Annotated in this window: 16 protein-coding genes and 1 pseudogene; 4 read left to right on the plus strand and 13 right to left on the minus strand. The window is 70.4% G+C overall.

The window, feature by feature from the left end:
• The 3 genes from rpmG to ABS64_RS08855 all read right to left on the minus strand — a co-directional run.
• Nucleotides 1-144, minus strand: a 144-nt coding sequence (gene rpmG, locus ABS64_RS08845) for a 50S ribosomal protein L33 (RefSeq protein ID WP_292683163.1), incomplete at its 3' end; no start/stop codon positions are given.
• The gene (rpmB, locus tag ABS64_RS08850; protein ID WP_005051771.1) at nucleotides 144-380 is read right to left on the minus strand and encodes a 50S ribosomal protein L28; all 237 of its coding nucleotides are present in this window, start codon (nucleotides 378-380) and stop codon (nucleotides 144-146) included. The genes rpmB and rpmG, both read right to left, overlap by 1 nt.
• Nucleotides 381-591: 211 nt before the next feature.
• Entirely contained in the window at nucleotides 592-1,041 is a 450-nt protein-coding gene (locus ABS64_RS08855; protein ID WP_288118983.1) for a hypothetical protein, read from the minus strand.
• Between the two features lie 29 nt (nucleotides 1,042-1,070).
• On the opposite strand from ABS64_RS08855, the pseudogene ABS64_RS08860 reads away from it, so the two are divergent.
• Nucleotides 1,071-1,196 (plus strand): annotated as a pseudogene (locus tag ABS64_RS08860) (LysR family transcriptional regulator); the annotation flags it as partial.
• Between the two features lie 57 nt (nucleotides 1,197-1,253).
• Nucleotides 1,254-1,727, plus strand: a complete 474-nt coding sequence (locus ABS64_RS08865) for a LysR substrate-binding domain-containing protein (protein WP_288119037.1) — start codon at nucleotides 1,254-1,256, stop codon at nucleotides 1,725-1,727.
• Between the two features lie 6 nt (nucleotides 1,728-1,733).
• On the opposite strand, the gene ABS64_RS08870 is transcribed toward ABS64_RS08865, so the two are convergent.
• Genes ABS64_RS08870 through ABS64_RS08905 form a run of 8 tightly spaced genes read right to left on the minus strand, consistent with a single transcriptional unit; the run spans nucleotide 1,734 to nucleotide 8,650 of the window.
• Nucleotides 1,734-2,405 carry a DNA-3-methyladenine glycosylase gene (locus tag ABS64_RS08870; protein WP_292683169.1) on the minus strand — a complete coding sequence of 224 codons (672 nt, stop codon included), beginning with the start codon at nucleotides 2,403-2,405 and terminating at the stop codon, nucleotides 1,734-1,736.
• Nucleotides 2,402-3,826 carry an Ig-like domain-containing protein gene (locus ABS64_RS08875; protein ID WP_292682924.1) on the minus strand — a complete coding sequence of 475 codons (1,425 nt, stop codon included), beginning with the start codon at nucleotides 3,824-3,826 and terminating at the stop codon, nucleotides 2,402-2,404. Before ABS64_RS08875 ends, ABS64_RS08870 begins: the two co-directional genes overlap by 4 nt.
• Entirely contained in the window at nucleotides 3,816-4,547 is a 732-nt protein-coding gene (locus tag ABS64_RS08880) for a TIGR03943 family protein (protein WP_292682927.1), read from the minus strand. The genes ABS64_RS08875 and ABS64_RS08880 overlap by 11 nt, the downstream gene beginning before the upstream one ends.
• Nucleotides 4,540-5,550, minus strand: coding sequence for a permease (locus ABS64_RS08885; RefSeq protein ID WP_292682929.1), 1,011 nt, complete (start codon nucleotides 5,548-5,550; stop codon nucleotides 4,540-4,542). The genes ABS64_RS08880 and ABS64_RS08885 overlap by 8 nt, the downstream gene beginning before the upstream one ends.
• Nucleotides 5,540-5,962, minus strand: coding sequence for a transcriptional repressor (locus tag ABS64_RS08890; protein ID WP_036321364.1), 423 nt, complete (start codon nucleotides 5,960-5,962; stop codon nucleotides 5,540-5,542). The genes ABS64_RS08885 and ABS64_RS08890 overlap by 11 nt, the downstream gene beginning before the upstream one ends.
• Nucleotides 5,963-6,018: 56 nt before the next feature.
• The gene (locus ABS64_RS08895) at nucleotides 6,019-6,879 is read right to left on the minus strand and encodes a metal ABC transporter permease (protein ID WP_112932043.1); all 861 of its coding nucleotides are present in this window, start codon (nucleotides 6,877-6,879) and stop codon (nucleotides 6,019-6,021) included.
• A complete protein-coding gene (locus ABS64_RS08900) occupies nucleotides 6,876-7,682 on the minus strand; it encodes a metal ABC transporter ATP-binding protein (protein WP_288118998.1) in 807 nt (268 codons plus the stop codon). The genes ABS64_RS08895 and ABS64_RS08900 overlap by 4 nt, the downstream gene beginning before the upstream one ends.
• A gap of 29 nt (nucleotides 7,683-7,711) precedes the next feature.
• A complete protein-coding gene (locus ABS64_RS08905; protein WP_061681303.1) occupies nucleotides 7,712-8,650 on the minus strand; it encodes a zinc ABC transporter substrate-binding protein in 939 nt (312 codons plus the stop codon).
• Between the two features lie 294 nt (nucleotides 8,651-8,944).
• On the opposite strand from ABS64_RS08905, the gene ABS64_RS08910 reads away from it, so the two are divergent.
• Complete coding sequence (locus tag ABS64_RS08910) at nucleotides 8,945-9,436, plus strand: manganese efflux pump MntP family protein (RefSeq protein ID WP_231477160.1); 492 nt, start codon at nucleotides 8,945-8,947, stop codon at nucleotides 9,434-9,436.
• Between the two features lie 58 nt (nucleotides 9,437-9,494).
• Entirely contained in the window at nucleotides 9,495-9,728 is a 234-nt protein-coding gene (locus tag ABS64_RS08915; protein WP_036287816.1) for a hypothetical protein, read from the plus strand.
• 31 nt (nucleotides 9,729-9,759) lie between these two features.
• Here the strand turns inward: ABS64_RS08915 and ABS64_RS08920 are convergent, their stop codons facing one another.
• Complete coding sequence (locus ABS64_RS08920) at nucleotides 9,760-10,386, minus strand: MarC family protein (protein ID WP_292682941.1); 627 nt, start codon at nucleotides 10,384-10,386, stop codon at nucleotides 9,760-9,762.
• A 31-nt stretch (nucleotides 10,387-10,417) separates the two neighbouring features.
• The gene (locus ABS64_RS08925) at nucleotides 10,418-11,743 is read right to left on the minus strand and encodes a dihydrolipoamide acetyltransferase family protein (RefSeq protein WP_292682943.1); all 1,326 of its coding nucleotides are present in this window, start codon (nucleotides 11,741-11,743) and stop codon (nucleotides 10,418-10,420) included.
• Nucleotides 11,744-11,847 lie beyond the last annotated feature (104 nt).

The following is an 11,847-nucleotide window of genomic DNA, read 5'->3' on the forward strand; positions in this document are numbered from 1 at the left end:
CTTGCGGATCACCGGGTCGTACTTCTTCAGCACGATGCGGTCGGGGTTGTTGCGGCGGTTCTTGCGCGTCACGTAGGTGTACCCCGTGCCGGCGGTCGACCGGAGCTTGATGATCGGACGAACGTCCTGAGCCTTCTTCGCCATTAGAGCTTCACACCCTTCGCGATGAGGTCCTTGACGACCGACTCGATGCCGCGGGCGTCAATGACCTTGATGCCCTTGGCCGACACGTTCAGCGTGATCTTGCGACCGAGCGAAGGAACGTAGTAGGTCTTCTTCTGCACGTTCGGGTCGAAGCGGCGCTTCGTCCGGCGGTGCGAGTGCGAGATGTTGTGACCGAAGCCGGGAACAGCTCCGGTCACCTGGCACACTGCTGCCATAGTGATTCTCCTTAGTACCGTGACACCGGACGGTGCCACCCAAGATCCCTTGTCTGCATCCCAGGTGGGATCGGACTCCTCCGCCGGTCGTTGAGCGAGCCGGAGGCGAGTCGAAACGTGGTGGGATACGAACTGCGTGCTGGAGTGCGCGCAGACAAAGAGTCAGTCTAGCACGGCCGGGCGTGTCGGCTTGACGTCGCGCCGTCGCCGATCACGCCGCGAGGCGGCGCACCATGCGAGGTGTCGCCACCGAGATCAGGACGAGCATCAAACCGGCGAAGACCCCGAGGACGACGGGTAGGGCGAGCCACGCGAGGGCGGCTCCGATCAGCAGGGTCGGCACGGCGAGTCCGACATAGGCGATCAGGAAGATCGCCGCGAGCTCCTCGCCGCGGATCACGAAAGCGGCCAGGGCGCCGAGCGCGACGGCGACACCGACGGCATAGGCGGCGAAGATGACGGTCACCACGATCGGCGAGAAGCCGTCGCGCTGCTGATAGAGCGCGCAGATCGGGGTGGGAATGGTCGAGAACGCCATCGCGATGGCGAAGGCGAGCACGGCCGTCCAGAAGCCGGCGGAGTGCGCCGCGCGGGAGCGTCGCGGTGTGCGGGCGGATGCCGAGGCGGGCGCCCCGGCGGCGGGGAGGCTGGTGGTGGTCATGACCTCAGGATGCGCGCTCGGAGGAATCGAGCTTCACGCGAGCCGCGGCTCGGCTGTACGTCGTGCAGTCGACGGTGTCGGCCGGCATCCAGACTCTCGAGCAGCGCATGGGAACCCGGCTTATCGAACGCTCCGGCCGCCGCGTCGCGCTCACCGCCGCCGGCGAGCAGCTGCTGGAGCCCGCTCGGGAGATCGTCGACGCGACGAGCCGATTGCAGAGCGCGGCGACCGGTCGCGTCGAGGGGCTGCTGCGGGTCGGCATCTTCGTCAACCTCCCGACGCTGCGCATGCCGGAGCTGTTCGCCGCCTTCCGCGCCGAGCACCCGCTCGTCCGCCTGCGCCTGATCTCCTCTCCCTCCGGCTCCACCGGCCTCGCCGACGAGCTGCGGCGGGGACGGATCGACCTCGCCTTCATGGGGCTGCCGTCCGCGGAGCTGCCCGACCTCGAGACCGTCGAGCTGGTGCGCTCCGCCTTCGTCGCACTGCTGCCAGACGACCATCCGCTCAGCGGGTCGCCGGAGATCACCCTCGAGAGCCTGGCGCCGCAGCCGTGGATCGACGCGCCGCACGGCTTCGGCCATCGCGTCCTCATCGAGCGCGCGCTCGCCCGCGCCGGGCTGGTGCGCGAGGTGGCGACCGAGGTCTCCGCCGTCGGCGACATCCCCGCGTTCGTCGCGGCCGGATGACGCGGCTCAGCCGGTCGGCCCCGCCCCGCGCCCCCAGCGAAACGCGGACACCGTCGGGTCGCCGTCCACCCAGAACCGCCAGGGGAACGCGGCCGTACCGGCGACACCCGCGACTCCGACGCGCGGACCGGTCACGACGTCCGCGCGCTTCGCCGTCGGCAGCCAGAGCCGGGCGACGGCCCCCGCGTGCGGCCGGCCGTCGATCGCGTCGATGCCGTCGTGGACGGGGTGGCGCAGGCCCACGGCATCCCCGAGCCGGCCGGGGCCGCGCGCGAGATCGCGGGCCACGCGCGCCGTGGGCCGACGCGCGAAGGCGATCTGCTCGCCGTCGATCACCTCGCCGGCGCGCAGCAGGATTCCGCCGGCCTGTCCCTGCGGCCCGCACACGACGTTGACGCAGGAATGGATGCCGTGGCTCAGGTAGACGTAGAGATGACCCGGTGGGCCCCACATCGTCGCGTTGCGGGCCGTCCGCCCCATCCGCGCGTGCGATCCGGGGTCGGCCTCCGGTCCGGTCCCGGCGCCGTGATAGGCCTCCACCTCGGTCAGACGCACCGCCACGCGTGCGTCGCCGATCGTCACCTCCAGCACACCGCCGAGCAGGCGCGGCGCCACCTCCACCGGCAGCGCCGTGAGCGCTGCCCGGGTCGCGGGAATCAGGCCCGAGCGCTCGCTCATGTGCGCGGCGGCGTCTGGCACCACGAGATGTCGAAGCCCGCGAGCGCGCCGACCTCGGTTCCCGCCTCCGGGCCGGAGAGGGCCACGACGTGGGTGCGCAGGTGCGTCGGCATCGGCAGCTTGTACCCGTCGTACGGGTTCGACACGGCATCCGGGGCCACGAGGAACGCGGCGTACCTCCCGCTCGGCGACACGCACGACTGGATGAGGATGTCCTTCGGGTCGACGGAGAAGACCGGTGTCGCCTTTCCCGCGGTGTCGACGACGTTGACGGTGGTGGAGCGCACCGTGAAGCCGTCGACGACGGCGAGCACCCGCAGCGTGTCGCCGTTGCTCATCGGCACCATCTTGTTGGTCTGCCCCAGCGCTTTGTCGGTCGGCGGCAGGTCGACCTGCTTGGCCGTGGCCAGATCGATGGCCGCGGGTCCTTCCACACGCTCGACGATCGCGGTGGTCGTGCCGCGCGCGATGCCGTCGATCGACACGGCGTTGCCGAGGGTGACCGGGTCGCCGCCGGACGGGGAGATGAGAGTGAGGGCGCCGTCGTAGGTGAGCATGAGGATGCTGTCGGTGCCGGGCACGAACCGCCAGTCGTCGACGCGGGACTCGCCGCCGCTGCGCTGGATCATCGTCGGCTGCGCATCGCTCTGCGCGGAGGCGAGCGAGGCCGTGAACAGCCGGGCTTCGCGAGCGCCCGGCATGCCGACGGTGGCATCCGTGTAGGTGTAGCCGATGAGATCGCCCCGATCGGCGCTCTGCAGGTCGGTGACCGTGCCGTCGCCGGGGAGGGCGAGCTCGCGCACGTTGCCGCCGTCGAGATCGGTGACCACGAGGTGCGACTTCTTGTCGTCGTCGAGCGTCGACATGACGAGATGGCCGGCGGTGGCACGGAAGTCTTCGATGTGCGCGTTGGTGTAGATCGGTTCGGGGTCTTGACCGGCGAGGCCGGTGCGCAGGATCCGATCGCCGCCGTCGCCGCGCTGCAGGACGAAGGCCTGCAGCGCGGGCGTGGTGAAGCTCTGCGAGACGGATGCCGTCGGGCCGCCGCCGATGCCGCTGACCCCATCGATCGTCACGGTGTACGAGGTGTCGTCCCACAGCGGCTGGGTGAAGCGGATGCCCACGCTGCGTCCGGACGTGTCCACGGTGAAAGGCGCGGCGGGCGAGACGGTGACCTGGGTCGGCGTGACCTTGGCGAGGGACTGGGTGGTCGTGATGATCAGCCGCGAGCCGGCCGCGCTGACCGCGGCATCCGGGTCGACACTCACGTTCGTGACGCGCGGCCCCTGCGCGACCGTCACCGCGGCGCCGGCGAGTCCGACGACGGCCAGCGCGGCGACGACGATCGCGAACCCCGCGAGGAAGGCGCGGGAGCGGCGGCGGCGTGTGCGCTCACGACGCGTCGCGCGCTCAGTACTCATACGGATCCTTGGGTTGATCGACCGTCTGCACGGAGGCCGGCTGGATCTGCAGTCGTCCCCCCGCATCGCGGATCGTGCCCGTCACGGTGACCCACGTGCCGGTGGCCGGGATGTCGCCGGAGGCAACCGGCACACTCGCCGGCTGCGCATCGATGACGCAGTGCGTGATGACCAGGCGCGTCAGTCCGAATCCGCCGTCGGTGGGGGTCACGAACCCGGTGAGCGTGATGGTGTCGCCGTCGAACGCCTCGGGGTTCGTCGCCGTCGCGAACACGCTCGCCCACTCCCCGACGCCGAACTTCGAGGTGTCGCCCGTGGAGGCCAGCGCCACGGTGTCGGAGCCTTGGAACAGCGGTGGGGCACCCGTGTCGCGCTGCATCGCGAGCTCGGCGGACAGCGTCGCCGGAGGCGTCAGCATGATCGCCGCGACGACGCCGACCGACAGCACACCACCGGTCACGGTCGCGGCGGTACCCCAGCCGCCGCGGCGCTCGTGGCCGTGGTCGTGATCGTGCCCGTGGTCGGATTCGGCGCCCTTCGGCAGGGCGAAGCTGATCACCGCACCGACGAGGGCGATGATCGCCATCGGCACCGCGAACCAGTTCGACGAGGGGTTGATGTACAGCGCCAGCTGGCCGTTCAGCCACAGCACCACCGTGACCGCGGCCAGGCCCGCGGCCAGTCCCACCCCGAGCAGGCGCGATCCGATCAGTTCACGCAAGGAGGTTCACCACCGATCCGACGGCCACGGCGAACAGCACGACGATCACGACGAGCCCGACCAGCACCTTCGAGCGGAAGGTGGTGCGCAGCAGCGCGAGCATCTTGACGTCGACGAGCGGACCCACGAGCAGGAACGCGACGATCGAGCCGGGCGTGAAGGTCGAGGCGAACGAGAGCGCGAAGAAGGCGTCGACGTTCGAGCAGATCGACACGATCATCGCGAGCGTGATCATGGCCACGATCGACAGCGCGGGGTTCGATCCGATCGCCAGCAGCGCCGAGCGCGGCACGAGCACCTGCACGGCGCCGGCCAGGGCAGAGCCGATCACGAGCGCGGGCATGACGGCGCGCAGTTCGACGACGAACTGGGCGAGGCTCTGCTGCGCCTTGCCCGGCCCGCGGCCGTGCGCCGCGTTCTCGAGCGAGATCTCGCAGCTGGCCCGGAAGCGGTCGGTGATGAGTCCATCGGGGTCGGGATGCCGGCTGTAGAGCCACCCGATGAGGTTCGCGACCGCATAGCCGCCGACGAGGCGCGCGATGAGGATGCCGTCGTCGAAGCCGAAGGCCTGGTGCGTGGTGATGATCACGATCGGGTTCACGATCGGCGCGGCGATCAGGAACGTGAGCGTCTCGGCGACGCCCAGTCCGCGCATCATCAGACCGCGGGCGAAGGGGACGTTGCCGCACTCGCAGACGGGGATGAGCATGCCCAGCAGCGACAGCACCGCACGCCGCGCCCACGGTGCCCGCGGCATCCATCGTTCGATCGCACCGGCCGGCACCCACACCTGCACCACGATCGACAGCAGCACGCCGAGGATCACGAAGGGGAGCGACTCGATCAGGACGCTGATGGAGAGGGTGAGACCGTCCTGCAGCCGGGTCGGCAAAGCGGGCCCCGGGGCGAGGAAAGCGACCGCGATGAGAGCGGCCACGACCAACGCGCCGATGCCGACGGCCACCAGGGGACGGGCCGGCGCGACGCGCACCTCAGTCGACACGCTCTCCGACCGGATCGGCGGCGCGCAGCGCGGAGCAGGAGGCGCAGAGACCGAAGATGTCGACGACGTGCTCGGCGGCGGTGAACCCGTGCGCGGCGGCGGTGCGCTGCGCCCACGCCTCGACCTCGTGGGCCTCGATCTCGACGGCGAGACCGCACGAGCGGCAGATCAGGTGGTGATGGTGACCGGTCGTCGAGCACGCGCGATAGATCGCCTCGCCGTCGGGGCTCTGCAGCTGATCGGCCTCGCCGCTGGCGGCGAGCGTCGCGAGCGCCCGGTAGACGGTGGCCAGTCCGATGCCCGTGTTCTCGTCGCGCAGGGTCGCGTGCAGCGCCTGGGCGCTGACGAAACCGGGAGCGTCGGTCAACGCCTCGCGCACGCGATCGCGCTGCCAGGTGTTGCGCTGGGCCATGCCGGGAGTCTACCCGCGAGGGCTAGGAGCGGGCTGGATGCCTTCGCGGGGGGATATCACGCCTCGACGGACCCGCGTCGGCGCGCCCCGTCGATGACGCGGCAGACGAGGTAGATGAGGAACGACAGCGTCGTGATGTACGGGCTCACCGGCAGCGTTCCCGCGATGGCGAGCAGAATGCCGCCCACCGCCGCGGTGACGCCGAAGCCGGCGGCCAGCAGCGGCACGGCGATGGGGCCGGTGGAGACCCGCATCGCCGCCGCCGCCGGCGTCACCAGCAGCGAGAGCACCAGGAGGGCACCGATGATGTGCACCGCCACCGCCACGACGATGCCCAACAGGATCATGAACGCGAACGAGACGACCGTCGTCGGCACGCCGCGCGCGGCGGCCGACTGCGGGTCGAGCGAGTCGAAGTTCAGCGGTCTCCAGATGAGCAGCAGTCCCACGAGCACGATCGCGCTCAAGACGATCAGCACCGTCAGCTGATCGCTCTGCACCGACACGATCTGACCGGTCAGCAGGCTGAAGCGGTTGGCGCTGCGGCCGTTGTAGAGCGAGATGCACAGGATGCCGATACCCAGCCCGAACGGCATGAGCACGCCGATGATCGAGTTGCGGTCGCGGGCGCGCGCGCCCAGCCAGCCGATGAGACCCGCCGCGATGAGCGAGCCCACGATCGACCCCGTGACGACGTCGACGCCGAGAAGGAGCGCCGCCGCCGCGCCGGCGAAGGACAGCTCGCTGATGCCGTGCACGGCGAAGGCCATGTCGCGCTGCATGACGAACACGCCGATGAGTCCGCCGACGATTCCGAGCACCGCGCCGGCCCAGACGGAGTTCTGCACCAGGGCGAGGATGTCGCCGTAGCGCGCCATCCCGCCGAACAGCGCGTTGCCGATGTCTCCCCAGCTCACGCGACACCTCCCGCGGGTGCGGCGACGGCGTCGCCGTGATGGTGGTGATCGGCATCCGAGTCGGGAGCGCCGACCACGACCAGACGCCCGCCGACACGGGCGACATGCACCGGGGTGCCGTACAGGGCGGTGAGGGTCTCGGAGGTCAGGACCTCGTCCGGGCTGCCGAGGGTGAAACGGCCGCCGGTGAGGTAGAGGATGCGATCGACCTTCTCCAGCACGGGGTTGATGTCGTGCGTGACCAGCAGCACGCCGGCGCCGCTGGCGGTGCGGTAGCGGTCGATGAGGTCGATGACGTCACGCTGATTGGCCAGGTCGAGACTGGTCAACGGCTCATCGCACAGCAGCAGACCGGGCTCGTCGGCGAGCGCCTGTCCCACGCGCAGCCGCTGCTGCTCGCCCCCGGAGAGCAGGCCCACGGGGCGATCGGCGAAGGCCGTGGCTCCGACGGCGTCGATCAGTGTCTGCACGCGCTCGCGGTCGCCGCGGCGGCGCACCGGGAAGCCGAAGCGGTGGCCGTCGACACCGAGACGGACGAGATCGCGGCCGCGCATCGCCGTGTGCCGGGGCAGCGGGCGCTGCTGCGGAATGTAGCCGATGCGACGATTCCCGGCCCGGCGCACGGGCTCTCCGAGCGCCTCGATCGAGCCCGCACTGAGGCGCTCGAGGCCGAGGACGGCGCGAAGAAGCGTGGTCTTGCCGGCACCACTGGGCCCGAGCACCGCGACCAGTTCGCCCGGCTGCAACTCGAGGTCGAGGCCGCGCCACAGCTCATGGCCGCTGCGCGAGAGCGCAGCGGCCATGATGCGAAGGGGAAGAGCGGAGGCGGGGGTCACGAACCCAGCGCGGTCTTGATCTGCGTAGCCATGTCAGTCATCCACGATACGTAGTTCTGGCCCTCCGGGAGCAGCTCCGAGGCTTTGATGACGGGCACGTTCGCCGCCGCGGCCTTCGCCTCGGCCTGCGTGGTCTCGGCACCCGCGGCCTGGCCGTTCACGAAGAGGATCTTCACCGATCCCCCACCGATGAGCGTGAGCGCGTCGAGAAGTGTCGCCGGCGGGACGTCCTGGCCCTCTTCGACGGCTTCGCTGAAGGCGGGCGGGGTCACGTTCTTCAGTCCGGCGGCCTCGGCGAGGTACAGCGGCACGGGCTCGGTGACGAAGATCTCGGCGCCGCTGTGGGCTTTGGAGATATCGCCCAGGATCGGCGTGACCTTCGCATCGATGTCGCTGCGGAACGCCGTGGCGTTGGCGGTGAACGCGCTCGCGGCGGCGGGATCGAGCGTGCCGAGCTGCTTCGCGATCTCGTCGGCGACGGCGGCGATGGTCTGCGGGTCGTAGAAGACGTGCTCGTTGAAGCCGTCGACGGCCGCGGTGGGGTCGGAGCCCGTCCACTCGGGAGAGAAGGTGACGGCGCTGATCAGCGGGGCGGTCGACTTCGCGGCATCCTTCAGAGACGCCATGAACGGGTCGTAGCCGCCGCCGTTCTCGATGAGCAGCTGCGCGTTCTGGACGTCGAGCTGATCGGCCGCGGTCGCCTCGAACTCGTGCGGATCCTTGCTCTCGTCGGCGATGAGCGAGGTGACCTCGACGTGGTCACCACCGATCGTCTTGACGATGTCGCCGTAGACGTTGGTGGAGGCGACGACCGAGATCGTGCCGCCCGCCGACGCGGAGCCGCTGGGCGACGAGGTAGCGGAGCTGGAACAGCCGGCGAGGGCGAGGGCGGATGCCGCGACGAGCGCGGACAGGAGGACGACGGGACGCTTCATGTCCTCAACTCTAGGACTACTGATAATCGTTATCAAAACCAGGGCGGCAGAAATGCTGTCAGTTCATAGCTTCCGCTTGAAGTCGAGACCGCGCCGCCGACAGGCTGTTCTTCGGTCCTCGCGTCCGACGGCGCTCGCGAACGACCGTGTCACGTTCTCTGCGACCCCTCCGCTGTCGCCTTCGCCTCTCGAGGAGCCGTCATCTCCCCCTGGACTCTGCTGCTGCTCGCGCTCGGCGTCTCCGCCGATGCCTTCGCCGTCGCCCTCGGAAAGGGCCTGCAACTGCGCGCGCACGTGCTGCGCACGGCGCTCGTGTTCGCGACCGCATTCGGGGTGTCGCAGGCGATCATGCCGCTGCTCGGCTGGCTGCTCGGTTCGACGTTCGCCGACGCGATCGCACCGTGGGACCACTGGATCTCGTTCGGCCTGCTCGCGCTGGTCGGCGGGAAGATGCTGTGGGAGGCGCTGAGCCCCGACGCCCCGGTGGACGCGGAGCACCCCGAGCACGTGCACGACATCGAGGCCTTCAGCGTGCGCGAGGTGGTGCTCCTGTCGGTCGCGACGAGCATCGACGCGCTCGCCGTCGGGGTGTCCTTCGCCTTCTTGAACGTGGACGTCGCGATCGCCGTCACCACGATCGGACTCGTCACGTTCGCACTGTCGTTTCTCGCCGTCTTCATCGGCTACCGCATCGGCACGCGCTTTCGCCGCCCGGCGGAGATCGTCGGTGGGCTGGTGCTGATCGGGATCGGTACGCAGATCCTCATCGAGCACCTCACCGCCTGACGGCCCCCTCCTTGCCCGCGACGCGGCGAGGACCTACCGTGAACAGGAGGAGGGTGTCATGACGCGACTGATCGATCGGTTCCGCACGTGGCGCGCGAACCGCAAGGCGAACCCGTACATTCCGCCGGAGGGCCGCTTCACCGGCAGTGTGCTCACGCAGCTTCCCGGTGTGCGCGGCCCGTCGCTCTGGACGGGCAAGCGCGGCGGCCTCGGCGACGTGCTGCAGCCGGCGAACCTGTCGGGAAACTTCCACCCCGTCGTCGATCCCGTCGACGACCCGCGGGCGCGCTGACCCGCGGTCGCGCGGACCAGGCGCCGTCCGCTCAGGCGAGGCCCGGCAGCGCGGCGGTCAGGCCGTGCACGAGGATCTCGGCGCCGATGGCCAGGATGAGAAACCCCATCACGCGGGTGATCGCGCCGACACCGGTCGGACCGAGCTTCTCGGCCAGCGGCGTGCCGTAGCGCAGGAGCACCGCGATCACCGCCGCGATGACGAGGACGGCGAGCACGATCCCGACGCGGTCCAGGATGCCGGGATTGCGCGCCGCGAGTCCCACGACCACGCCGATCGCGCCGGGGCCGGCGATGAGCGGCAGCGCCATCGGCGAGAAGCTGACGTCCGTCTTCGTGGCGGCATGCTCCTTCTCGGCATCCGAGGCCCCCGCGCCGAGCGCGCGCGGCACGACCATGCCGAACCCGGAGTGCATCACGACGAGGCCGCCGGCGATCTGCAGCGCGCCCAGCGAGATGCCGAAGAACTGCAGGATCAGGGTTCCGAGCAGCGCGAAGACGGTCAGGATGGCGGCGACGTAGATGCCCGTGAGCCACGACTGCCGGCGCCGGTCGGCCTCGTCGAGGTGGGCGGACAGCCCGGCGTAGGCCGCAACCGCCCCGATCGGATTCGTGATCGGGACGAGCGCCGCGAGGGCGGCGACGAAGACGGTCAGCATGCCTTCATTGTGGCGCAGCGGATGCCGGGGGTCAGTCCAGCAGCAGCGCCGGCTCCTCCAGGACCGATGCGACATCGGCGATGAAGCGACTCATCCCGTCGCCGTCGATCACGCGGTGGTCGAACGAGCCCGAGACCGTGGTGACGAAGCGGGGACGCACCTCGCCGTCGACGACCCACGGCTTCTGGCGGATCGTGCCCATCGCGACGATGCCCGACTCGCCCGGGTTGATGATCGGGGTGCCGGCATCCATCCCGAAGACGCCGATGTTCGTGATCGTGATCGTGCCGCCCTGCTGATCGGCCGGCGTGGTCTTTCCCTCTCGGGCCGTCAGTGTCAGCTTCTCGAGCGCCTTGGCGAGCTCGCGGAGGTTCAGGTCCTGGGCGTCCTTGATGTTCGGCACGAGCAGGCCCCGCGGCGTCGCGGCGGCGATGCCGAGGTTGACGTAGTTGCGCACCCGGATCTCGGCCGAGCCGTCTTCCTTGTCGATCCACGCGGCGCCGATCAACGGCGTGCGTCGCACCGCCCAGATCACCGCGCGCGCCATGATCAGCAGCGGCGAGACCTTGATGTCGGCGAAGTCGGGCGACGCCTTCAGCCGCTTGACGAGCTCCATCGTGCGCGTCGCGTCGACGTCGGTCCACACCGACACGTGCGGCGCGGTGTAGGCGGAGCGCACCATGCCCGAGGCCGTGGCCTTGCGCACGCCCTTGACCGGAATCGCCTCTTCGCGCTCGCCGACCGGCGGTGCGGGGACGGGCGCGGCGGAGACCGGGATCGTCTGCTCCCGCTCGGCGGGCGCGGTGGGCGTCGCGATGTTGCGGAAGACGCTCGCCTGCTCGGCGTGGCGCACGACGTCGTCGCGGGTGACCTCACCGGCGGGACCCGTGGGGGTGACCTCGGCGAGGGTGACGCCCAGGTCGCGCGCGAGCTTTCGCACCGGCGGCTTGGCGACGACCCCGACGGAGGCCCGCACGGTCTCGGCGCGCTCGGCCGGGCGCTTGCGGCGCGAGGTCGCTCCGGCGCCCGTGCCGTAGCCGACCAGCACGGCGCCGCCGTCGTCGGATGCCGCGGCGGCCTCGGGCTGCGCGGGTGCCGGGGTCTCGGCATCCGCCGCCGCGCCGCCGATCGTGATGATGGGGGCCCCGACCGTGACGGTCTCACCTTCGGGGGCGAGGAGCTCGCCGACGGTGCCGGAGAAGGGCGAGGGCAGCTCGACCAGCGACTTGGCCGTCTCGATCTCGACGAGCACGTCGTTGACCTCGACGGTGTCGCCGGGCGCGACGCGCCACTGGACGATCTCGGCCTCGGTGAGGCCTTCGCCGACGTCCGGCAGGTGGAAGATCTGCTCGCTCATGTCGTTCTCCTTCAGGGCGTGAGTCCGCGAGACACGTGATGCGCACCGAGACACGGGGCTACGACGCGTGTCTCGGTGCGGGGCTGGTGTCTCGCGGTCATGGG

Origin of the sequence: Microbacterium sp. SCN 69-37, assembly GCF_001724435.1 — a bacterium.
Lineage (GTDB): Bacteria > Actinomycetota > Actinomycetes > Actinomycetales > Microbacteriaceae > Microbacterium > Microbacterium laevaniformans.